The organism is Cryobacterium sp. Sr8 (assembly GCF_004403225.1).
Classification (GTDB): Bacteria; Actinomycetota; Actinomycetes; order Actinomycetales; family Microbacteriaceae; genus Cryobacterium; species Cryobacterium psychrotolerans.
In genome coordinates, this window is record NZ_SOHO01000012.1 from 1 (window position 1) to 22,355 (window position 22,355).

Here is a 22,355-nt window from a genome sequence, read left to right on the forward strand (position 1 = left end):
CGAGGTCATCGATGAGGCGGTGATCCTCCCCGAACTCGCCGCCGCCTAAACTAGAACAACTGACCCGCACGGTGTTGAGAAACTCCACCACTCAGCGGGACGTGACCTGATCAAAGGACGTTGCCACCGCATGCGGCGTCGGCCCCGAGACTCTCCGCAACTGGCTGATCAAGTACCGCGAGGCCAACGGCGGCACGGAGACGGATCTGACGGTGTCGGAAGGGGCCCGGCTGAAGGAGTTCGAGCGTGAAGTTCAAGAGCTGCGGGCGGAGACCGCTTTCTTGAAAAAAGCGAGTGCTTACTTCGCCCGGGAGCAGCGGTAGTGAGCAAGTACGAATTCATCGATTCCCAAAAAGCTGAGCCCGCCAATCTGAATTCGGTGGTGAAAATGTGCCGGTGGCTGGCCGTCTCGACGTCCGGCTTCTATCACTGGGCCACACGTCCGCAATCGGCCACCGCGGCCCGCCGGGAGGCGCTGATAGCAAGGGTCCAGTACTTCTTCGAGGAGTCCGAGGGCACCTACGGGTATCGGCGCATCCACGCCGATCTCGCCGAGGAACAAACCGAGTGCTCTCCCGAGTTGGTGCGGCAGATCATGCGCCAAGTAGGCCTGGTGGCCTGTCACCCGCGCCCGTTCCGCGTCACCACCGAGGCTGACGCAGAGGCCGCCTTGAGCATGCCCGACCTCGTCAAGCGGGACTTCACCGCCGACCGGCCCGGGGTGAAGTTCGTCGGCGACACCACCTACATCCACACTTGGCAGGGCTTCATCTACCTGGCCACCGTCATCGACTGCTACTCAAAGAAAGTCGTCGGCTGGTCCATCGCCGATCACATGCGCACCGAACTCGTCGCCGACGCGCTCAAGAACGCCGCCGCGACGACCCAGATCGAGCCTGACGCGATCTGGCACTCCGACCGGGGCAGCGTCTACACCTCGACCGGCTTCAGGGCCTTGGTGACCAGCCTGGGCATGCGCTCGTCGATGGGCCGCACGGGCGTGTGCTGGGACAACAGTATGGCGGAATCGTTCTTCTCGATGCGCTGTTGAGAGAAGGCGGAGGGTGCCGTGGCGGCATCTCGCAGAACGGTCTCCTCGGAACCCAACAAGCGATCCTTCGGCGCCTCAGACCAGTTGGACTCATCTAGTCTTGACGAACTGGGAGCGCTGACCCGTGTGTCAGGAACACGATGACAAACACTGACCTACCGCTGGGATACATCTGCCTGGCCGTCTATAAGCCAAACGAGGAGTTGCTGCGCGTTCAGATCGAATCGATCGTTCGTCAGACGGAATCGCGCTGGCATTGCCTGGTCGGGATTGACGGCGCAGATCCGGCCACCGAAGCCGTGCTGCGTGCGGCGCTTGAAGCTGATCCCCGATTCACAATCCTTGGATTCGAGGAAAGGGTTGGCTTCTATCGGAACTTCGAACGAATCCTTGCCCAGGTGCCGGCTGAGGCGCCGTGGGTCACGCTCGCTGATCAGGATGATGACTGGCGCCCCGATAAGCTCGCGTTGCTCATCCCTCGCCTGCAAGAGAGCTCGCTCGTGCTCGGCCAGGCGCACGTGCGTCGACACGGAGCGAATTCTGTGGGCGACGCACCGCCCGTCGTGACCTCTCGTCGCGCGGTCGGCTTGGCCGCGATGATGATCGACAACCAGGTCACCGGTAGCCTCGCCGTCTTCCGCGGGGGGCTGCTGCGCGCGGCACTGCCCTTTCCAGAAGCCTGCGACCTGGCTTTCCACGATCACTGGCTCGCGATTTGCGCCACTCTCGAAGACGGGGTCGGCGTCGTCGGCGATGTCGTGCAGGACTACGTGCAGCACGACGCGAACGTTATCGGTGAGAGCGCCGGCGAGGGCCTCGGTGAACGACTCCGCCGACTCAGCGCAGCGACCGCGCAGCCCGGTTGGGGCGCTCGGCTCGACTACATCAGCAAACATCGCTGGGGGTGGAGGGTCAGCATGGCGCGCACAGCGCTGGATCGATTCCCCCTACTAACGAATTCCCAGGCGCGTGACCTCGGTGTCTACGCAAGCAACCAATTCAGCATCCGTCTGCTTCTGACGATGACCATCGAGTGCCTGGCCCGACGGGTTCCTCCCGCTCGGAGCCTCGCGCTAGCCGTAGGGAGCCTGCGCGCCCCGAGCCTGGATCGGGCGGAGGCCCGTCGGGCGGTGTCGTAGGCTTGGCGAGTCGGGTAATTCGCGGTTGACAGACCGTGCCAGAAACGGAGCCAAGCGTGAGCCAGAGTGACATCGCGGTCGATTTTGCGAAGATTGGCCCATCGCACAAGCCGTTTGTTGTGGCAGAAATCTCGGGCAACCACAACGGCGATCTGCAGCGCGCGCTGGATATCGTCGACATGGTTGCCGATGCAGGTGCCCACGCCGTCAAGCTGCAGACCTACACCGCAGACACGTTGACCATCGACGCCACCGGCCCTGCCTTCACGATCTCGAGCGAACATCCGTTGTGGGGCGGATCGACCCTGCACGACCTCTACTCCACGGCGTTCACGCCGTGGGAGTGGCACGCGGAGATCTTCGATCGGGCGCGCAAACGCGGGCTCATACCGTTTTCCAGCCCGTTTGATGACACAGCCGTGGACCTCCTGGAGGAACTCGAGGCTCCGCTTTACAAGATTGCGTCCCTGGAAGTAGGTGACCTCGCCCTGCTGCGTCGCGTCGCCAGGACGGGCAAACCGGTGATCCTCTCGAACGGTGCCGCTACGCTCTCCGACCTGGACCTGGCAATCCAGACCATTCGGAATGAGGGCAACGATCAGATCATTGTCTTGTCGTGCACTTCCTCATACCCGGCTTCCCCGACCGAATCCAACCTGCGGTCGATTCCTGTGATTCGTGACGCTCTCGATGTCCAGGTGGGTCTCTCGGACCACACCCTTGGCATCGGCGCGGCCATCGCCGCCGTGGCTTTCGGTGCTTCCGTGATTGAAAAACACGTCACGCTCTCCCGATCAGACGGTGGCGTGGATTCCGACTTCTCGCTCGAACCCCACGAGCTGGCCGCCCTCGTCCGCGAATCTGAGACTGCATGGCTCGCCCTGGGCGTGCCGACGCTCCGGCCCACGGCCAGTGAATCCGAGAGCCTGCGCCTGCGTCGATCTCTGTTCGTCGTCGAGGACGTCCTCGCCGGCGACGTTGTCTCGCCCCTGAATGTGCGTTCGATCCGTCCCGCCGGCGGGCTGCAGCCGGAATTCCTCGGCGTCGTTATGGGCCGTCGCTTCACGCAGGCGATTGAGCGCGGAACGCCCCTCGGTTGGGCGCACGTTTAGGCGAGATCTTTTCGCATCAGCAGCATCCCCGGTTCCCCGTTGACCCGTTGTTCCTGATACCCGGCGGAGGCAAAGAGCCGCGCCGAGGCGATGTTCTCCGTGCGCATCGCAGCCACGAGGGCATCTGCTCGGTACGGGAGTCGACCCAGGTGCTCCTCGGCGGCGGCGAGAACGGCCGAACCGATCCCGAGGCCTCTTGACTCCGGAGCAACTGTTATTGACACTTCCCAGGCGTGAAGGGTCGCGCCGGTCAGGTCGAAGCGTACAGTTGCGACGGGACGACCCGCTTGCGAGACCAGGAGGAGGTACCGATCGGGGTCGGCAATCGCTTGCTTCACCCAGGCAAGATGGGCACTCCAGTCCAACTCGTCTGTCTCCCGCGACGCTGCCCGCACGATCGCGTCGTTTCGCCAGTCGAAAAGAAGGCTGGCGTCTCCGGCCGATACTGAACGCACCGTATGAGACGGGGCGTCCGCTAGCATGTCCTCCCAGTGCGACACGATGCGCGCCGCGCCCTGGCCATCAATGAGTTGCCGTCCGCGGCGCGCCAGCTCAGCTCGCATCGATCCGTCGGTGGTCAGGACTCTCAGTTGTTCCAGCCGCGCTGCGCGGGCGGCCGGGGGGCCGCTCCAGGCGCCCAGACCCTGGACAAGCCCGTGCGAGGTCGCAAAATCGTAGTTGGGGCTTTGGTTGTCGATGACCTGAATCACCGCGGTTGGGACCCCCATGCAGAGCATCTCCCAGAGCGTTCCGCCTGCGGCAGTCACGGCCACGTCGGCGTCGCGGAAGAGTTCGACCGCGGAAACGCTTGGCTCGTGCGCGGATATCGTGAACGCGGGCGTGGAAGAAGGCAGGTCGGGCCACGAGCCTCGATCCACGATCACCGCACAATCAGCTGACACGCCGCTGTCCCTGATCATGCCCAGGACCTGTGCCGTGGCGTTGAGCGCGTCTGTTCCCCCCAGCATCACAACCATCCGGATCAATCCGGGCGCTGAGCCCGGGGTCTGGCCAAAGCGTGCGTCCCGTTCGGCGGCGAGTTGCCTCACCAAGGGACGCAGTGGCACGGCTGCCGCGCCGAGCATGAGGCGACCTGAGCCGTCGGAGGGCCGATATCTCTCTGCCGCGACCGGGCTCGGATCGATCACGAGGTCGGCGGCACGGCGACCGTAGCCGCCGTCTTCCAGGGAGCTCAGGAGGACGCCCGCCTTGTTGATGACGATTCGGAAGTCACCGACCAGGTCGTAGTGATCAATGTGGATCAGGTCAACGCCCAAGTCTTGGGCCATCGAGGTGAGCCCCTCCGCGGTCCAGACGGCGGGGACCTGCCGCACGCCGAGGCGTTCCAGAAATTCCCGCCCAAACGGAACGTCAATGTCACCACTCAGGGTCACCTGCCAGCCTCGGGATGCCGCCTCTTCGACCAAGGCCATGGACCGCACGAGGTGGCCAACGCCTTCGCCCTTGCTCGCGTCGCAACGAATGAGAAGGTGCATCTCAGCCCTCAATCAGAAGCTTCTGCTCAACGTGCTGGTTGATGGACACTATCTCCGGGTGCAGCAGAAGCGTGCTGGTGATTTCCCGCCACGACGGAGGACGATCGCCGAGGATGCCGACGAGCCTCCGCAAGACTTCGGCATCGGCGGCCTCGTCCAGGGTAACGCGGTACCGATTGAACGCGGGCCGAAAATGCACTCCTGCGCAGCTGTACTCCGAGCCGTCCGCGTAGAGAGAGCTCGTCACATGCGTTCGGTGATGACCTGGCGCGGTCCGGTCGTCGGCGGCACGAAGCGCCGCGGCCGAAGCGAGTTCGACGTCGAGCCCGCGAGGCAAGGACCGCTCGAGCGTTGTTGAAACGTAGTCAAGCGTTGGATCCCGGCGCCACATCTCAACGACTAGATCGATCAAGTCGGGATCGAGAAGGGGGCAGTCGGAGGTAAGCCGAACGATCGCATCGGCGTCGCTCGAATCAAGGGCCACAATGAAGCGGGACAGAACGTCCTGCTCGTCACCGCGGACGACTCGGGTGCCGGATCGAGCGCAGAATTCGACGATGGGCTCGTCCACGGCTTGATCCGACGTGGCGACAATCACGTCGTCCACATTCGAAGCAGCCCGAGCGGCGCGGATCACCCATTCCAGCACCGGCCGGCCGCCGAGGCCCATCAAGACCTTGCCAGGTAGCCGGCTGGACCCCATTCGGGCCTGGATCACGGCAACGACGCGCTTCGAGTCGCCCTCAACGCTCATGCTCACTTCTCGACGACCTTCAGCACGGCTTCGATGACCTGGGCGACCTGAGAGTCCGTGAGCCCTGCATACATCGGCAGGGAAATTTCCTGCCGGTAATATGACTCGGCGATCGGGCAGAGACCGCGCTTGTACCCCAGATCTTCGAAGACCGGGTGCCAGTACACCGGCATGTAGTTGACCTGGACACCGATGCCTGCCGCGCGGAGCTTGTCAAATATCTCGCGCCTCCGGTCAGCTGGGACTCGTAGGGGGTAGAGGTGCCAGACGGGTTCTGCTCCGGTCGGGCAGCCGGGAATGCGCAGACCCTCCACGTTGGAGAATGCGTCGTCGTACAGCCCGCGCACCTCGGCTCGCCGCAACTTGAAGCTGCCCAATCGTCGAAGCTGACTGAGGCCGAGCGCGGCCAACACATCGGGCAGACGGTAGTTGAGCCCGAACGAATGGACTTCCTGATGCCAGGCGCCTTCGTCGGGCCAACGCAGCAAGTCACGTTCACGCACCAGGCCGTGGTTCCTGAATCGCCGACCGCGAAGCTCTACGTCGGGATCCAGGGCGACGACCGCTCCACCCTCGGCCGTCGTCAGGTTCTTCGTGGGAAAGAAAGAGAACGTGGTGATATCGGCTTGTTCGCCGACTCGCCGTCCGTCGCGAGTGGAACCGATCGCATGGGCGGCATCCTCGATGAAGAGGGCATCGCTTTCACGGGCCAGGCGCATGAAAGCGGTACCGTCGACCGGAACCCCTGCGTAGTCGACCGCAGTGATTGCCCGGGTACGCGAAGTGACCGCGGCTCGTGCGGCGTCGAGGGAAAGATTGCCCGTCGTCTCGTCGATGTCGGCGAAGACGATGCGGGCTCCCTGCATCGCTGCCGTCGCGGCCGTAGCCACGAATGTCAAGGGAGTGGTCACGACCTCGTCTCCGGGGCTGATCTCGGCCGCGGCGTACGCGACGTGCAGGGCGGACGTTCCCGAGTTCACCGCGATGGACGCGCGCGCGCCGACATAGTCCGCGATGGCGGCTTCGAATCGGTCGACGGTCGGTCCCGTGGTGAGCCATTCGCCTCGAAGCACGTCGGCCACGGCCGCGAGGTCAGAGTCATCGATCGATTGTCGACCGTATGGAATCATATTTCTCAACTCATTCGTTGGACCATGTCGCGCAACTCTTCCACTGAGAGCCACTGGTCATTCGTGTTCGAGTGGTACGCAAAGCCGTCTTCAACAGGGATCCCGTCCGACGGTGTCTCATAGCCCCAGCCCCCAATATGCGGCATGACCAAGTAGCGCGAACCGAGGAGCAGGGTGCGCCGCGAGTCGTCGGGTGCGATCATCTCTTCGTGCAGCTTCTCGCCGGGGCGGATGCCGATCTCGTGCATGGCTGCCCCCGGGGCAACCGCTTCTGCCAGATCAGTTATTCGCACCGAAGGGATGCGGGGCACATAGAGTTCCCCCCCGGTCATGTTGTCGAGCGCATCGAGCACAAACTGGACTGCCTGCTGCAGCGTTATCCAGAAACGCGTCATCCGCTTGTCCGTGATGGGGAGCGACTCTCCGCGGGCGGCGAGAGCCCGCCAGGCGGGCACAATGCTCCCGCGAGATCCCATCACGTTGCCATAGCGAACGACGGAGAAGCGCGTGTCATACCCGGCGGCGTAGTGGTTGCTGCTGATGAACAGACGATCCGCAACGAGCTTTGTCGCCCCGTAGAGATTGATCGGGCTCGATGCCTTGTCGGTCGACAGTGCCACGACCCGCTTCACACCGCTGTCGATGGAAGCATCGATTACGTTCTGCGAACCCTCCACGTTCGTTGCAACGTATTCCGAAGGGTTGTACTCGGCGGTGTCAACCTGCTTCAGCGCTGCGGCGTGAATGACATAGTCGATGCCGTGAAGAGCGCGGCGAAGCCGGTCCTTGTCGCGGATGTCGCCGATGAAGAAGCGCAGCCTCGAATCGTCATTGAACATGCGGCGAACCTCAAGCTGTTTGAGCTCGTCGCGGCTGAAAATGACGAGCCGTCGGACATCCCCGCTCGCAAGCAATTCTGCGATCAGCGCCTTCCCCAAGGACCCCGTTCCTCCTGTGATCAGGATGGAACTTCCAGTCAGAATTGACATGACTCTCTCTTTCGATTTGTGGTTCGCCGGTTCCGGGTGGCCCTCCCCCGCGGGATTTGCAGCGCTTCTGTGGCGCCCGCTCCAGCGTCGTCAATCCTAGCTGGGTTGTTTCGCGCGCCCGTTCGATGGCGTCCGGGAACGCTGGGAGTCAAGTCGTCTTCGCACGCGACGGCCGAGCTTGAGCAGGCTTCCGGCGGCCGCGAGGAACAGAGAACGTGCCCATGGAAGGCTGGCTAGTCCGGTCCGCGATTTCGGCGGCCGCAGAATCTCTTTGTCCTGAACTATTCGCGTGGCCTCGAGGTAGCCCCGGCCATTCGTCTCGTCGGGTTCGAGGTATGCGCCCTCCGCCCATTCGTTCCAGGCGTTGACGAAGACGAGTCCATTGGCGCCCCTTACATGCTGCTCATACGCCCGGGCGTGCGTAAGCCACCGGTGGTAGTGGAACGGGGAGGCGTCGACGTACGTGGTCGCGGCTTCGCGCCTTCTCGCGGTGTTGTCCCAGCTCGGAGTGACTCCGCGATACCGAATGAAACTGGGGGGTCGTCGGCTGGTAAAGGCCCGCACCAAGCGCGGATAAGACATCAGCCGGCCAGCGAAGGCGCTGTTCAGGCCCCGCACAGGCAGAAGTTTGGCGGCGCTGAGCGTGTTGGATCCCACAGGGGGGAACTCGCAGAGCGCATCGAATCCGACCGCGCCCGGCGAGATCCCGGCATTCGTCTCCACCGCAACGAGGTGGATCGGGCCGACGCCGTGCTCTTCCGCCAGCCGGCGCCAGGTATCCGCGTAGTCGGCATGGTCCGGCAGGTGATCGGCGCGGTGCACGAGGATGACCGCCGCTCCGTCCACCCGCAGGTATCGTGCGTCGTTGAGGTACGGGAGAAACGCGTCGAAGACATCCTCTGCTGCGGTCGAGGAGTATTCCTGCGCGATCAGGCTCTCGTCCTCCTTACCGTCCCAGCGTCGAGTCCAGCTTTCGTTCGCCCACGAGATGCAGAAGGGGAAATCCGGCCCTGTCGCGAGATAGGCATCGAGAGGCTTCTCGAGGAGTCGTTTTCCACCAAACCAGTAGAAGTAGAAGCAGAACGCGTCGACGTCGAACTGCCCGGCTAGTTCAGCCTGCGCATGCATGACTTTTCCGTCGCCCAGGTCGTAGTGGCCAAGCTCTGATGGCTGTCGCGGGTGATCATGGCCTTCGAACTGCGGCGTCGCGCGGCCGACGTTCACCCACTCCGTAAAACCCTTGCCCCACCATTCATCATTTTCAGGTATGGCATGGAACTGCGGAAGATAGAACGCGATCGTCCGCGCCCTCTGATGGTTCGGGGTGTTCGCGTGGTGCGAGATCGGAGTGGCTGAGTTCGACCAGGGACGACCTGCCCCCCACACGACTACGGCGAGGGCAATCGTCAAAAGGAGGTACCCCAGCACTTCATAGAGCGAGCCGCGCAGCACGATGAAGAGCAAAGCAGCGACCGGCGCGTCGATCATCAGCCGTGTCGCCGAAGCCCGATCCGCGGCCGGAATAACTACCGGTCGCCGTATCGTCCCGAGCAGCACGCCGAGCGCGGCAAAGGCGATAGCGACGCCCAGGAACCCGCCGACCAGGTGCGCCTCCCCCCACAGCGGCATGGACACGTTTGTGTAGGACATTCCCGTCAGCTCTGCGACAACCGGACCGCTCGCGTTCCCGTGGACCAGATCAGAAAGCACCGGGATCCAGCGTGCAAACGGAGCCACAAGTAGATCCACCTGTGTGGGAAGTCCCGCAGGGATGTGCCCGGCCACGGTGACCTCTCGAAGCAGCATCTCGAACGCGTCAAAGTCGAACGTTGTGAGCGCTTCCCGCGGCAGGACGAATCCGACCCTGGCTGCACCCGTCCCATCGCCTCGCAAGAGGTCAAGCGAAGGGAACAGCGTAATCAACACGCCGCCGATTCCGGCGGGCATTAGTCGAAGAATCGGTTGCCGCACCAGCAGGGCCGCGAGCATTGCCACCATGAAACTCCCGGCAAAGAATCGTGATCCCGTAAGCGGGTTCGTCACGATGAAGCCAAGTACCGCAGAGAACACCAGCAGAAACGTCGGCAGGTCAACGCCGTTACGTCGGCAGACGATGCCCACGGCAGGGACAACGATTGCACCCGCCGTGGAAACGAAGAACAGAGTGCCCGCACCGGGGATATCGACGTTCGCCAGAAGCTGCTGCTGAAACACGCTCCTGCCCTGAAAGAGGGACGCCCCCATCAGGGCGATGAAGGTCGCCGAGATCGCACAGTACGACGCGAGAACGATGACCAGAGCCCTGCGAGCCGGGGCATGGCCTCTGCTCTTCTCTCGACCGATAGATGAGTATTCGCTGGCCTGGTTGCGCCGCGTGACAAGTCCGGCCGTGGCGTAGACAACAGCGCAGCCGAGGATCAGGATGAGCTGTGCCGTCAGGATCGTGTCTTCTGTGAATTGACCGTTCCACGGGAAAGTGTTGAAGGCCAACTGGTAGAGCTGCGCCAACCCCATGAAAAGGTATGTCCACAGCCAGAACACCGACCAGGACAAACTGAAGCTCTTGGCCGTGGCCGCCCGGTAGACCGCCACCGCGAGCCCGGTCGAGATGAGGAGGGCCTGGACCTTCACGAGTGGTGACCAGGCGGCTCCCGTCGCCAACGCTGCCGCCGCCGGAACCAGCGTGACCAGCAGCAGAATGCCGTAGACCGAGCCGGCAAACGAGCGGCCCTTTTCTCTTCGCAGGAAGACCTGGGTTGTTTCTTTCATTCCCTCACCCACCTGCAGCCACCGGGATCCTTCGAAGAGTTGAGCGATTGAAAAAGACGATGAGCGCTCCTGCAATCGAGCATCCAAACGCAATGAGGAGACCTGGGGGCATGCACACTGCGACGAGAACTGACGTTCCGAGGGACAGCGCGAGAGCCGGCAATGCACCAAGGATGCGCGGGGCCTCGTAGCCGGAGATCTTTCTGAGGAACCCGCTCATGATCCATTGCAGCGCGTGAAAAATGGGGACGCCGCTGGCGAACATCGCGAGGGTCGTGGTTTCGAAGGTGCTGGAAATCGCGACCAGAAGGCCAAGGCTGAGGGCGAGTGACAAAGGCGTGGACACCGCGAGCAGTGCGGTTCGTCCGGACAGGAAGACGAGGTGCATGTTGGCGAGGTACACGGCCATAAAGGGGGTCGCCGCCGTTACGGCTATCGCGGCCGCGAGGAGTTGGTCAGTGAACAACTCCGGCCCGGCGATGGCGGCGACGACGGGCTGGGCAAGTATGGAGAAGCCGCCGACCAGCACAAACACCAGTACTGAAATCGCGCGGAGCGAACTCGACAGCAGGCCGCTCCGTTCGGCGCTGGTCGCACGATAGATCATGGGAGCCCATGCGTTATTGAAGGCGCCCAGCACGACCATCGGTGCCGTGCCGAGGAGAAGCGCAAGCTGCAGGCGGCCGGCGTCCTCGAGCCCGCCGATCCTGGACGACAGCAGAACGAGCGCGCTGACGAGAAACGAGGTCGCCATGGCATGAGGGACTGTCGGCAATCCGATGCGCAGATTCTGAAAGGTGTCCGCCCAGGAATACTCGGGACGCACCAGTCGCAACACCACGGCCAGGCTCGTGACCCCCCCAACGAGGTGGCCAATCGCCAGCCCCCCGAGAAACGCCGACGGGCTGGCCCCGAAGCTAAGCATGGAGCCGAACCCCAGGAGAGGCCCGAGGACGGCGGAAACGCAGCTCAACGCGACGAACGCACGCACCCTATCCAATGCGCGCAGAAACGACAGGCTGAGCGTCAACGCAGACAGCCCGACAGCAGAGGTCACCGGCCAGGCCAGGACCCATGCGTCGCCTTGGTCGAGAACCACAGGACCCCAGGCGGGGATGAGCGCGATCAGAGCGGCTCCTGCCGCCGCTGCTGCAAGGGAGCCGATCACAACGAGTGCGGCGGCGCCGCGTTCCCCCGATCTGGCGATGATGGCATGTCGGGTAATGGCGGCCGGAAGGCCGAAGGACAGCAAGACGGCGCCGAGCTGATAAAGCGTGATGGAGATCCCCACGATGCCGTACCCGGCCGGACCCAGCGCCCGCGTAACAAACGGAGTGATCAGAAGGGTGGACAGGATCGGCACCACCGTTGCCAACGCGTACAGCGATCCTGCCCCCAGCAGTGCTCGGCCACTGGTTGTCAAGGTAGTTGGTCGTCCTTGATTGCCGTCCCCCGCTTCAGTCAATGGCAAGCACGTCCCCGGACCGCATCGCGGCCGTCTTGTTACGGGCGCGCGCCCATTCGCCGCCGAGAACGAATTCGGGGTACAGGGCGTAGAACTTCAGGAGGGACGAAATCTCCCTGGCCCACGGCGCAAGTTTAAAGCTCGTGGTCTCCCTGGCCCATCCGTGCGTCCATCTGAACTGGCCGCACAACGTCACCGGCAAGCCCGCGCGCCACGCCCTGATTGAGATGTCCTTGTCCTCGTAGTAGAGGAAATAGCGCTCGTTCCAACCGCCGAGGGCTGCGAACGTGTCCGCAGTGCCGGCAACCACCGCCCCAATCAGCCAAAATACCGACCGTTCCTCGTTACCTCCCGCGAAGAGGAGGTACGAGTCTTGCAGTTTCGAACCATTCGACAAGCGATTGAGCACCTTGTGAAGGAGCAGCGGCATCCCTCGGCCGTTGGGCTGTCGGGAGAGGTCATCGTTGACGAGCTGGGGACTGACGAGACCGCCTCGTCGATTGATTCGCGTGGCCAGGGCCGGAAGATCCTCGAACGTCACCCTCACGTCCGGATTCACGAAGGCGACGTATGTGCCGGTCGACCGTTTGAGTCCCACATTGTTGGCGGCACTGAAGCCTAGATTGCGCCCCGCTTCGATGACGTGAGTTGCCCCGAGCTCCCTCGCCACGGCCACGCTGTCATCGGTCGAACCGTTGTCGACGACGATCCACTCAACGCCTGCCGGAATCGGGGTCGACCAGTACGTGCGAAGTTTTTCCGCGTTATTGTAGGTGACCGTGACAAGGGTCCAGGAGGTAGGCACAGTACTGAGGATACGGCCAGTCATGGATAATGAACGCCACAGACCGATGCGCCGCTGTCCCTCAATGAGGCGCCGCACGGATCGATCGCAGCCGAACGCGCGTGGCCCTTGCTGAGACCGTCGAATGGAGCGCCCATTGTTGGAAGATGCACCGGCCAAGAGTAGGACTCGTGAGTGGATGGGGGCTCTGCTGCTTGCTGCCTACGTGCTCCTCGTGCTCGCAGCGACGATGTGGCCGACGCCACTCGACCAGGGCTACGCGGCCTCGATCGACAAGCTGCTGGCCGTTCTCCATCGGAACGGCGTGCCGGAATGGTTCGGGTACCACAAGCTGGAATTCTCGGCGAACGTTCTCATGTTCGTCCCTCTTGGATTCCTGGTGACGATGCTGCTACCCACCTGGGGCTGGTGGCTTGCCCTGCTGCTCTGCCCGGCGCTGTCGGTGGCCATCGAGTTCACGCAGGCGAGCATTCTGACCGCGCGATTCGCTACCGTCACAGATGTGGTGGCAAATTCCATTGGCGCCTTGTTGGGCATCGCCGTGGCTGTTGCCCTGCGGGCGATAATCTTTCATCGCGACGAGAAGCTGATCGCGCGCGCGATCTGGCAGTATCGGGCCGGGACCTGACTGCCGCTGACGATGGCGTGGGGGTGCCCTGTGGCGAGCGCCATGTGCGACCATTAGTTTTTGGGGGAGCGCGTTGTCCGTCGAGGACAGTCGGCGACAGCGGCAGTGGCAATCGACTCGTGGGGTAACACGTGACAAATCTGGATAGGCGTACGGCGGGAGTTCTCCGGAGAGCCTCGTGGCAGCGCGTGTTCGCCACCCGGCTGTTTTGGACCGACATCCTGGTCATCAGCGGCGCGGTATTCGGGTCTCAGTTTCTCTGGTTCGGGTTCCAGCCGGTCGAGGTTGCGACGGATGGGGCCTTCGACGTCCGGCTTGGCTACAGTGCAGTGTCGGTTTTTCTCGTGCTTGCCTGGATGCTCATTCTTGACGTCTTCGCCACTCGCGATCACAAGGTGATCGGTAGCGGGACGCTGGAATACAAGCGCGTGACCGACGCAACGATCCGACTTTTCGGTCTCTTTGCCATTGTCGCCTTCCTGATCAGGTTTGAACTCGCCCGCGGGTACTTCCTCACCGCGTTGCCGGTCGGTCTGCTCCTGCTCATCGTCTCTCGCTGGGCCTGGCGTCAGTGGCTGCGCTCGCAACAGGCGGACGGGTCTCATCTATCCCGAGCCCTGCTCGTCGGCGATCTTCAGAAGTCGGCGCACGTTGCCGAAACGATTCAGCGCACGCCGGGATCGGGACTGCTCCTGGTCGGTGCGCTCACCCGGGGCGGAACAACGGGTCAGGAGCTGCTGCCGGGTGTGCCGGTGCTCGGCGGATATGACGACCTGCTGTTGGCCCTGGACGAGTCGTCGGCAGACACGGTGATCCTCACCGGGGCCGACGAAATCAGCCCGGCCGACATGCGCCGACTCGGCTGGGAGCTGGAAGCGCGCGATATCGAGCTCATCGTGGCGCCGGCGCTCACCGACGTTGCGGGACCTCGGATCCATGCGCGGCCGGTCGCCGGACTGCCGCTGATCCACGTGAGCTATCCGGCCTTCGAAGGCGCCAAACGTGTGTCCAAGCGCCTCTTCGATATCGTTGGATCCGCGGCCCTGATCCTCATGATTTCCCCGGTGCTGATTGGCGTGGCCATCGCCGTGAAGAGGTCGGGCCCCGGCGGTGTGATCTACCAGCAGGAGCGCATTGGTCGGCTCGGTGCGACGTTTGGAATGCTTAAATTCAGGTCCATGGTCCAGGGTGCAGATGACCAACTTGAGAGCCTTCTCGACGCTCAGGGAACATCGGACACGCCTTTGTTCAAGGTGACGAACGACTCCCGGATCACGCCCCTGGGGCGCGTGCTTCGCCGGTATTCCCTCGACGAGCTTCCTCAGCTCTTCAATGTTCTCTTCGGCAGGATGAGCCTGGTCGGACCTCGCCCCCAGCGCGCGGCGGAGGTGGCGCTCTATGACGATGCCGCTCACCGTCGGCTGATCATGAAGCCTGGGATGAGCGGGCTGTGGCAGGTCAGCGGGCGGTCGAATCTCAGTTGGGATGACAGCATCCGCCTGGATCTCTACTACGTCGAGAACTGGTCGCTCACGGCCGACATCCTCATTCTCTGGCGCACGGTTCGGGCCGTTGCCAGGCCCGACGGTGCCGTTTAGCGCGGCACGGAAGCCAGTCGGGTACTGATTGAATAGGCTCATGAGGGAACGCTTGAGGAAACGCAGGGGACAGAGCCACAAGTTGAGGAATGCGCTCATCGGCGTGGCCACCGTGATCGCGGTGGCTACCGTTGGCGTTGGAGCTTACGCCTTCACGCTGACTCAAACGTTCAATGAAAAGACCAAGACCATTGAGGAAGTCTTCCCGGATGAGGCGTCGAGGCCTCCCGTGCTGGAAGGTGCTGCCGCATCCGCCCAGAACATCCTGCTCCTCGGCTCGGACACCCGGGGCGCCGTCGACGAGGACATCGACTCGATCCGCGGGCAGCGGTCGGACACGATCATGGTTGCTCACATCCCCGCCAACGGGGAAAAGGTCTTCGTCATGTCCATCATGCGTGACAGTTGGGTCGACATCCCCGGTCATGGACGGGCGAAAATCAACGCGGCTCTCGCCTACGGCGGTGTGCCCCTGGTGGTGGAGACAGTGGAGAAGCTGATTTCCGCTCGCATCGACCACGTCGCTGTCATTGACTTCGAAGGCTTCAAGGGCCTGACGGATGCCCTCGGCGGCGTCGATGTGAACAACGCCGTGGCGTTCGACTCGTTCCACATGAAGGGCCATCGCTTTTCGCAGGGCGTGCAGCACCTCAATGGGAAGGAAGCACTCGCCTTTGTACGCGAGCGGTATGCGTTCAGCGACGGGGATTTCCAGCGAGCCCGCAATCAGCAGGCGTACATCAAGGCCGTCCTCGGCAAGATTCTTAGCGCGGAGACGCTGCTTGACCCGGGCAAGGTCAGCGCCCTCGTAGGCTCCATCGCCCCGTATCTCAAGGTCGACAAGGGGTTCGATTCGGCCTACATCGTCGGACTCGGCATCGAGCTGCGGGCGCTCCGGTCGGAGGACATCTCATTCTTCACGGCTCCCACTGCCGGCACAGGGACCTCGGACAATGGCCAGTCCATTGTCAACGTCGACTGGGCAAAGCTCGACGTGCTTCAGGAGGCGTTCCGGGCTGACGCACTGGAGACCTACAAGTAGCGCTCCGGATGGTGCCGCTCAGCCCAGCGCCGCGCGGGCCTTGAGTGGTTCCCACCAGGCGCGGTTCTGCCGGTACCACTCGATGACGTCCGCGAGGCCCTGCTCGAAGGGGACCTCGGGCCGGTAGCCGAGCTCGGCCTGGATCTTGGAAATGTCGACGGAGTAGCGCAGGTCGTGGCCTTTGCGGTCGGCGACCCGGTCGACGGCGGACCAGTCTTTTCCGGCGGCGTCGAGCAGGAGCTGGGTGAGTTCGCGGTTGGTCAGTTCGGTGCCGCCGCCGATGTTGTAGATCTCGCCGGCGCGGCCGCCGGCGAGCACCATCGCGATGGCGCGGGTGTGGTCGTCGACGTGCAGCCAGTCGCGGATGTTGAGGCCCTCGCCGTAGAGGGGAACGTGCAGGTCGTCGAGCAGGTTGGTCACGAAGAGCGGGATGACCTTCTCTGGGAAGTGGTACGGGCCGTAGTTGTTCGAGCAGCGGGTGATCGACACGTTCAGGCCGTGGGTGCGGTGGTAGCTGCGGGCGAGCAGGTCGCTGGCGGCCTTCGACGCGGAGTAGGGGGAGTTGGGCTCCAGGGCCCGTTCCTCGTCCCAGGAGCCTTCCGCGATCGAGCCGTAGACCTCGTCAGTGGACACGTGCACGAACCGGGCCAGGTCGTGGCGGAGGGCGGCGTCCAGCAGCCGCTGGGTGCCGAGTACGTTGGTCTCGACGAAGATCGACGCGTCCGTGACGGACCGGTCGACGTGGGATTCGGCGGCGAAGTGCACGACGGCGTCGAGGCCGGGGAAGAGGGTGTCCAGCAGCGCGGCGTCGCGGATGTCACCGTGCACGAACGAGTACCGGGGGGAGTCGAATACCGGGGCGAGGTTGTCCAGGTTGCCGGAGTAGGTGAGGGCGTCGAGCACGACCACCTCGGCGCCTTCGAGGCCGGGGTAGGCGTCCGCGAGGGTTCGCCTGACGAAGTTGGAGCCGATGAATCCGGCTCCACCGGTGACGAGGATCTTCATAGAGGTAGCCATTCCATTCGCGTTGAGTGCCCCCGAAAGTCTACGGGTAAGGAGATTGCTAGACTCCGGAAGTGCAGATCCGCGAGCTTTTCATCCCCGATTCCTACGAAATCACTCCCAAGCAGGTCGGAGACGACCGGGGGGTGTTCCTCGAGTGGTACCGCTTCGACCGCCTCGAAGAGACCCTCGGTCACCGTCTGGACATCGTGCAGGCCAACACGTCGATCTCGAAGCGCGGTTCCCTGCGGGGGATCCACTTCGCCGACATCCCACCCAGCCAGGCGAAGTACGTCACGGCGACTCACGGCGCCGTGCTCGACTACATCATTGACATCCGCGTCGGATCACCGACCTTCGGTCAGTGGGACAGCGTGCTCCTGGACGACACGGATCGTCGCTCGGTCTACATCGCCGAGGGTCTCGGCCATTGCTTCGTCGCCCTCACCGACAGTGCCACCGTCAGCTACCTCGTGACATCGCCCTTCAACCCGGCCCGAGAGCACGGCATCAACCCGCTCGACCCTGACGTTGGCCTCGTTTTCCCTTCCGAAGCGGGCGAGCTGCGGATGTCAGCCAAGGACACCGAAGCGCCGGGGCTGGCCGAGGCCGCCGCGAGCGGCCTGCTTCCCACCTGGGATGCTGCCCGCGCGTATTACGCGTCCTTGAACGGCAGGGAGTAAGTCATGCGGGGAATCATCCTGGCCGGCGGTTCTGGCACGCGCCTGTGGCCGATCACCAAGGGCATCTCCAAGCAGCTCATGCCGATCTATGACAAGCCGATGATCTACTACCCGCTGTCCACCCTGATGATGGCCGACATCAACGAGATCCTGATCATCACGACGCCGGAATACAACGCACAGTTCAGGGCGCTGCTCGGCGACGGCTCGGCCCTCGGAATCCGCCTGGAATACGCTGTTCAGCCGTCTCCCGACGGCCTCGCCCAGGCGTTTATCATCGGCGAAGAGTTCATCGACGACCAAAGCGTCGCGCTCGTGCTCGGCGACAATATCTTCCACGGGGCGGGGCTGGGCACGTCGCTGCGCGACAACCGGCAGCTCGACGGTGCGCGAATCTTCGCGTACCACGTGAGCAACCCCAAGGCTTATGGCGTGGTCGAGTTCGACGACAGCATGACCGCGCTGTCGATTGAAGAGAAGCCGACAAAACCGAAGAGTAACTACGCGGTTCCGGGGCTCTATTTCTATGACAACTCGGTCATCGAAATGGCCAAGACCATCGAACCGAGCGCGCGTGGTGAACTCGAGATCAGCACGATCAACGAGCGCTACCTCGAGCAGGGCAAGCTCCACGTGCAGGTGCTCGACCGCGGCACCGCTTGGCTCGATACCGGAACCTTCGAATCGATGATGCAAGCGTCCGAATACGTGCGCGTGATCGAAGATCGCCAGGGCTTCAAGGTCGGCTGCATCGAGGAAGTCGCCTGGCGAGCCGGCTGGATCGACGACGCACAGCTGCGCGGGCTCGGCCTGCCGCTGCAAAAGAGCGGCTACGGGCGGTACCTGCTTGGTCTCCTCGGTTCCTAGCTGAACCAGGCCATGACGTTGGTGACAACTGATTGACCAGTCAACGCCCAGTGTGATCGAGCGCGCCGAGCGGCGCTTCGGCACGCCTCCGCGAGGCGTGGGCGATGGACACGGGTGCCCCGCGGGCTGACGGAGAATTGGAGTGGCGATATTCGCCGGAGTGTAGGTACACTATGTACGTACACATCTCGCGGGCATCGACGCCCCTTCAGTTAAGGAGATTCGCCATGGAAGCCGAATCCAGAATCAAGAGCCGAGTTCCCCTGTTCGACGGCATGAACAGGATCCCCGGCGGGTTGATGCTCATCCCGCTCATCCTGGGATCCGTTGTCGGAACCTTCGCTCCCGGCTTCCTGGCCATGGGCAACTTCACCACCGCGCTCTTCCAGGGCAGCGCGCTGCCCCTGATCGGCCTGCTGATCTTCGCGACGGGCATGCAGATCACGCTGAAGACCTCCGGGCCGGTTCTCGCCACGACCGGCGTCATCCTGCTCTTCAAGTCGATCATCCCGGCCACCATCGTCGTGCTCATCGCCCAGCTGGTGGGCATCAACGGCATCCTCGGCGTCTCGATCCTCGCACTGCTCGTGATCGTCGACAACAGCAACGGCGGCCTGTGGCTCGCCTTCACCGGCCGCTACGGAGACGCCCGCGACCGCGGCGCGTACATGGCCTCCGCCATCAACGACGGCCCGTTCTTCTCGATGCTCTTCCTCGGCGTCGCCGGCCTCGCCGACATCCCGTTCCAGCTTCTGCTCGCCGCCGTGATCCCGCTCGTGCTCGGCATCATCGTGGGCAACCTCGACCAGCGCTGGACCGAGATCATGCGGCCCATCCCGAACATGGTCATCCCCTTCTTCGCATTCGCCCTCGGCACCGGCATCAACCTGATGAACGTGCTCAACGGCGGCCTGTCCGGCCTCGTTGTCGGCGCCATTGCGACCGTCGTCACGGGCGGGCTCGCCTACATCGGCTACCGCATCGTTCTGCGCCGCGGCAACAAGTCGGGTATCGGAATCGCCGTGGGCACGACCGCCGGCAACGCCATCGCGACCCCGGCCATCATTGCGGCCGCCGACCCGAGCTTCGCGCCGTTCGTCGAGATTGCCACCGCGCAGGTCGCATCCGCCGTGCTCGTGAGCGCCGTGCTCGCCCCGCTGCTCGCGGCCTGGGTGCTCAAGCGCGAAGGCGGGCTCGTCGATGCCGCCGCGGCCGATGAGCCCCAGCCGGAGCCGGCAGCCGGCGAGCCGATCGCTCAGGGCGGCCGGACCGACGCTCGATGAGTGAGGCGCGCAGCCAGGCAGCGGTGGCCGTCGGCATTGCCGCCGATGACCTGACCGGCGCGGGCGATTCGGCCGTGCAGTTTGCCCGCCGGGGCTGGCGCACCCGACTCACCCTCGGCACGCCGAGCCTGGATGCCCTGCTGCCCGGCTCGGTGCTGGCCGTCGTCACGGACTCCCGCGCCCAGCCGGACCAGGCCGCCCGGGAAGGCACCGCAGCCGCGGTGACCGCCCTCGGCCGGGCCGGCGCCACGCGCCTGTTCCTCAAGATCGACTCCACCATGAGGGGATCGGTCGCGCACCAGGTGCTCGGCGCGCTGGAGGCCTGGGAGGCGTACCACCCGGGCTCCTTCGCCGTCGTGTGCCCGGCCTACCCGGCCATGGGCCGCACCGTGGCGCACGGCCGAGTGCTGGTCAACGGCGTCGGCGTGGAGGCCACCGCGATCGGCCTGGACCCGGTGACGCCGGTCACCACGAGCGCCATCATCGATCTCCTGCCGGGGAGCACCACCGTGGCTCCCCGGCCCGGGGAAGCCGACTGGGCCGCCCGCATCACAGAGGCCGTGGCCTCGGGAGCCCGGGTCGTGACCCTGGACGCTTCCGCCGATGCCGACCTCGCCGAGATCGCCGCCGCGGTCGCCGAGCTCGGCCCGCGGGCCGTTCCGGTGGGATCGGCCGGCCTGGCCGTGGCCATGGCCGAGGTCTGGGCCGGAGCGACGAATGACGCGACGGATGACGCCTCCCCGATCGATCGCCGGCCCAGCGTCGACCGGGTGGTTGTTGTGGTCAGCTCCCTGCACGAGGTCTCTCGCGCCCAGCACGGGGCCATGGTCGAGTCGCTTCCGGCCGAGCAGCATCGTGCGTTCGCGCCGACCCTGGCCGAGTTCCTGAGCCCGCACGGGATCAGCGGCTGGATCGGCCGGGAGCTGGCCGCCGCCCCCGACCTGCCCCGTGTCATCACGATCACCGCGCCGACCGAGCGCCCCGGCACGGAAGCCGGCCTCTCCATCGTGGGCACTCCCTCGATGGTGATTGCCGCCGGTCTGGCCACGATCACCGCGGCCATCTTCGACCACGGGAGTGTCGGAGCCCTCGTGCTCATGGGCGGGGAGGGTGCTCGAGCCGTGCTCGACCGCCTCGGCGCCGACTCCGTGCTCGTGACCGACGCCATCCGCGAAGGCATCCCCATCGGTGTGATCGAGGGCGGGCAGGCTCACGGCCTGACCGTCGTCACCAAGGCCGGCGGTTTCGGCGACGTGCGCTCGGTCGCCGCCATCCTGCCCGAACTCGTGTACCCCGATTCCTCGGCCGACCGCGTGCGCGGCCACCTGCTCAACCTAGGAGAAACCCCATGACGCTTCCCAGACTCGCCGTCACCATTGGCGACGTGGCCGGCATCGGCCCCGAAATCACGGCCAAGGCACTGCTCAACCACGACGACCTGCGCACCAGGTGCATTCCCGTCGTCGTGGGCGACGAAGCCGCCATGCGCCGAGGCGTTCTCAACGTGGGCGGCGACCCGAGCGTCATCCGCGTGATCACCAGCGTCGCCGAGGCGAAGAACCTGCCCGGCACGATCGAGTTGCTGCAGACCGGCCCGTCGCTGGCGGATGTTCCGCTCGGCGTGCTCAGCGCGGCCGCCGGGGACGGCGCCTACCGCTTCGTGGTGGAGGCCTGTCGCCTCGCCCGCGAGGGAGAAGTGGACGGCATCGTGACCGCTCCGCTGAACAAGGCCGCCATGCACGCGGGCGGCCACAACTGGCCCGGCCACACCGAGCTTCTGGCGCACGAGTTCGGGGTGAAGAACTTCTCGCTCGTGCTCTCCGCGGGGGACCTGTACTTCTTCCACCTGACCACGCACGTCTCGATGCGCCAGGCCATCGAGGGCATCACCTTCGACCGCACCCTCAACGTGCTCGAACTCGCCGGCGCGTTCGCCCGATCCATGGGCAAGCCGAACGAGCTGATCGGGCTGGCCGGGCTCAACCCCCACGCCGGGGAGAACCGCCTGTTCGGCGACGAGGACGCCGACATCCTGGCTCCCGCCGTCGCGGCGGCCAGGGCCCGGGGGCTCAACGTCGTGGGCCCGCTGCCCGGCGACGCCCTCATCCCGGCGGCCGTGCGCGGCAAGTACAACCTGGCCGTGGTCTGCTACCACGACCAGGGTCACGCTCCCTTCAAGGCCGTCTACGGCGACGACGGCGTGAACATCACCGTCGGCCTGCCCGTCGTGCGGGTGTCCGTCGACCACGGCACGGCCTTCGACATCGCAGGCAAGGGCATCGCCCGGGAGGCGAGCCTGGTGCTGTCGCTCGAGCGCGCGGCCGAGCTGGCCCCGGGCTGGGATCATGTCTGGCAAGCAGCCCAGGCCGCGTAGCGCGGGTCTCCCCATTCGTTCGTGTCGGATCGATGCGCGGGTACTACGCCGCTTCGCCGGCGATGCGCGGTAGTTGTCAACCTGTCTGAGACAACAGGTGGGTATTGATTCCGGTTTTTTGCGGGTGTTGTGGGGCCGTGGGTCGGTTTCTGAAGCGTTCGGGGTGTG

18 protein-coding genes and 1 pseudogene are annotated in these 22,355 nt (G+C 64.5%); 11 read left to right on the forward strand and 8 right to left on the reverse strand.

Going from position 1 to position 22,355, the window contains the following annotated elements; genetic code table 11:
* Positions 1-113: 113 nt before the first annotated feature.
* The 3 genes and pseudogenes from E3T54_RS01375 to pseI all read left to right on the forward strand — a co-directional run.
* Positions 114-1,039 (forward strand): annotated as a pseudogene (locus E3T54_RS01375) (IS3 family transposase); the annotation flags it as partial.
* 152 nt (positions 1,040-1,191) lie between these two features.
* A complete protein-coding gene (locus tag E3T54_RS01380) occupies positions 1,192-2,190 on the forward strand; it encodes a glycosyltransferase (protein WP_134474245.1) in 999 nt (332 codons plus the stop codon).
* A gap of 56 nt (positions 2,191-2,246) precedes the next feature.
* Entirely contained in the window at positions 2,247-3,302 is a 1,056-nt protein-coding gene (pseI, locus tag E3T54_RS01385; RefSeq protein ID WP_198414412.1) for a pseudaminic acid synthase, read from the forward strand.
* Here the strand turns inward: pseI and E3T54_RS01390 are convergent.
* The 7 genes from E3T54_RS01390 to E3T54_RS01420 form a co-directional block, all read right to left on the reverse strand.
* Complete coding sequence (locus tag E3T54_RS01390) at positions 3,299-4,798, reverse strand: bifunctional UDP-2,4-diacetamido-2,4,6-trideoxy-beta-L-altropyranose hydrolase/GNAT family N-acetyltransferase (RefSeq protein ID WP_134474246.1); 1,500 nt, start codon at positions 4,796-4,798, stop codon at positions 3,299-3,301. The two genes, pseI and E3T54_RS01390, sit on opposite strands and share 4 nt — an antisense overlap.
* 1 nt (position 4,799) lies before the next feature.
* Entirely contained in the window at positions 4,800-5,552 is a 753-nt protein-coding gene (locus tag E3T54_RS01395; RefSeq protein ID WP_134474247.1) for a cytidylyltransferase domain-containing protein, read from the reverse strand.
* 2 nt (positions 5,553-5,554) lie between these two features.
* Positions 5,555-6,682, reverse strand: coding sequence for a DegT/DnrJ/EryC1/StrS aminotransferase family protein (locus E3T54_RS01400; RefSeq protein WP_198414413.1), 1,128 nt, complete (start codon positions 6,680-6,682; stop codon positions 5,555-5,557).
* 5 nt (positions 6,683-6,687) lie between these two features.
* On the reverse strand, positions 6,688-7,671 hold the full coding sequence (pseB, locus tag E3T54_RS01405; RefSeq protein ID WP_134474249.1) for a UDP-N-acetylglucosamine 4,6-dehydratase (inverting): 984 nt from the start codon (positions 7,669-7,671) through the stop codon (positions 6,688-6,690).
* A gap of 96 nt (positions 7,672-7,767) precedes the next feature.
* Positions 7,768-10,440 carry a glycoside hydrolase family 99-like domain-containing protein gene (locus E3T54_RS01410; protein WP_134474250.1) on the reverse strand — a complete coding sequence of 891 codons (2,673 nt, stop codon included), beginning with the start codon at positions 10,438-10,440 and terminating at the stop codon, positions 7,768-7,770.
* Positions 10,441-10,444: 4 nt separating this feature from the next.
* On the reverse strand, positions 10,445-11,863 hold the full coding sequence (locus tag E3T54_RS01415) for a lipopolysaccharide biosynthesis protein (RefSeq protein WP_166804789.1): 1,419 nt from the start codon (positions 11,861-11,863) through the stop codon (positions 10,445-10,447).
* 34 nt (positions 11,864-11,897) lie between these two features.
* Entirely contained in the window at positions 11,898-12,788 is an 891-nt protein-coding gene (locus tag E3T54_RS01420; RefSeq protein ID WP_166804790.1) for a glycosyltransferase, read from the reverse strand.
* 100 nt (positions 12,789-12,888) lie between these two features.
* On the opposite strand from E3T54_RS01420, the gene E3T54_RS01425 reads away from it, so the two are divergent.
* From E3T54_RS01425 to E3T54_RS01435, 3 genes are all read left to right on the forward strand, one after another.
* Entirely contained in the window at positions 12,889-13,338 is a 450-nt protein-coding gene (locus E3T54_RS01425) for a VanZ family protein (RefSeq protein WP_166804791.1), read from the forward strand.
* 188 nt (positions 13,339-13,526) lie between these two features.
* Positions 13,527-14,936, forward strand: a complete 1,410-nt coding sequence (locus E3T54_RS01430) for a sugar transferase (protein ID WP_241976997.1) — start codon at positions 13,527-13,529, stop codon at positions 14,934-14,936.
* A gap of 82 nt (positions 14,937-15,018) precedes the next feature.
* Positions 15,019-15,978, forward strand: a complete 960-nt coding sequence (locus E3T54_RS01435; protein WP_166804792.1) for an LCP family protein — start codon at positions 15,019-15,021, stop codon at positions 15,976-15,978.
* Between the two features lie 18 nt (positions 15,979-15,996).
* Here E3T54_RS01435 and rfbB read toward each other — a convergent pair whose 3' ends face one another.
* The gene (gene rfbB, locus E3T54_RS01440) at positions 15,997-16,983 is read right to left on the reverse strand and encodes a dTDP-glucose 4,6-dehydratase (protein ID WP_134474262.1); all 987 of its coding nucleotides are present in this window, start codon (positions 16,981-16,983) and stop codon (positions 15,997-15,999) included.
* A gap of 71 nt (positions 16,984-17,054) precedes the next feature.
* Here rfbB and E3T54_RS01445 point away from each other — a divergent pair, with 71 nt between their 5' ends.
* The 5 genes from E3T54_RS01445 to pdxA all read left to right on the forward strand — a co-directional run bounded on the left by E3T54_RS01445 (position 17,055) and on the right by pdxA (position 22,187).
* The gene (locus E3T54_RS01445; RefSeq protein WP_134474256.1) at positions 17,055-17,663 is read left to right on the forward strand and encodes a dTDP-4-dehydrorhamnose 3,5-epimerase family protein; all 609 of its coding nucleotides are present in this window, start codon (positions 17,055-17,057) and stop codon (positions 17,661-17,663) included.
* A gap of 3 nt (positions 17,664-17,666) precedes the next feature.
* Positions 17,667-18,530 carry a glucose-1-phosphate thymidylyltransferase RfbA gene (rfbA, locus tag E3T54_RS01450; protein ID WP_134474257.1) on the forward strand — a complete coding sequence of 288 codons (864 nt, stop codon included), beginning with the start codon at positions 17,667-17,669 and terminating at the stop codon, positions 18,528-18,530.
* A gap of 227 nt (positions 18,531-18,757) precedes the next feature.
* Positions 18,758-19,813, forward strand: coding sequence for a 2-keto-3-deoxygluconate permease (locus tag E3T54_RS01455; protein ID WP_134474258.1), 1,056 nt, complete (start codon positions 18,758-18,760; stop codon positions 19,811-19,813).
* On the forward strand, positions 19,810-21,165 hold the full coding sequence (locus E3T54_RS01460; protein WP_134474259.1) for a four-carbon acid sugar kinase family protein: 1,356 nt from the start codon (positions 19,810-19,812) through the stop codon (positions 21,163-21,165). Before E3T54_RS01455 ends, E3T54_RS01460 begins: the two co-directional genes overlap by 4 nt.
* Positions 21,162-22,187 carry a 4-hydroxythreonine-4-phosphate dehydrogenase PdxA gene (gene pdxA / locus E3T54_RS01465; protein ID WP_134474260.1) on the forward strand — a complete coding sequence of 342 codons (1,026 nt, stop codon included), beginning with the start codon at positions 21,162-21,164 and terminating at the stop codon, positions 22,185-22,187. The genes E3T54_RS01460 and pdxA overlap by 4 nt, the downstream gene beginning before the upstream one ends.
* Positions 22,188-22,355: the final 168 nt, after the last annotated feature.

Excerpts from the sequence above, each read along its gene's own strand:
- E3T54_RS01455 (WP_134474258.1), top strand. The coding sequence starts at position 18,758 with ATGGAAGCCGAATCCAGAATCAAGAGCCGAGTTCCCCTGTTCGACGGC.
- E3T54_RS01425 (WP_166804791.1), top strand. The coding sequence starts at position 12,889 with ATGGGGGCTCTGCTGCTTGCTGCCTACGTGCTCCTCGTGCTCGCAGCG.
- rfbB (WP_134474262.1), bottom strand. The coding sequence starts at position 16,983 with ATGAAGATCCTCGTCACCGGTGGAGCCGGATTCATCGGCTCCAACTTC.
- E3T54_RS01460 (WP_134474259.1), top strand. The coding sequence starts at position 19,810 with ATGAGTGAGGCGCGCAGCCAGGCAGCGGTGGCCGTCGGCATTGCCGCC.
- E3T54_RS01380 (WP_134474245.1), top strand. The coding sequence starts at position 1,192 with ATGACAAACACTGACCTACCGCTGGGATACATCTGCCTGGCCGTCTAT.
- E3T54_RS01390 (WP_134474246.1), bottom strand. The coding sequence starts at position 4,798 with ATGCACCTTCTCATTCGTTGCGACGCGAGCAAGGGCGAAGGCGTTGGC.
- rfbA (WP_134474257.1), top strand. The coding sequence starts at position 17,667 with ATGCGGGGAATCATCCTGGCCGGCGGTTCTGGCACGCGCCTGTGGCCG.
- E3T54_RS01410 (WP_134474250.1), bottom strand. The coding sequence starts at position 10,440 with ATGAAAGAAACAACCCAGGTCTTCCTGCGAAGAGAAAAGGGCCGCTCG.
- pdxA (WP_134474260.1), top strand. The coding sequence starts at position 21,162 with ATGACGCTTCCCAGACTCGCCGTCACCATTGGCGACGTGGCCGGCATC.
- E3T54_RS01395 (WP_134474247.1), bottom strand. The coding sequence starts at position 5,552 with ATGAGCGTTGAGGGCGACTCGAAGCGCGTCGTTGCCGTGATCCAGGCC.
- pseB (WP_134474249.1), bottom strand. The coding sequence starts at position 7,671 with ATGTCAATTCTGACTGGAAGTTCCATCCTGATCACAGGAGGAACGGGG.
- E3T54_RS01400 (WP_198414413.1), bottom strand. The coding sequence starts at position 6,682 with ATGATTCCATACGGTCGACAATCGATCGATGACTCTGACCTCGCGGCC.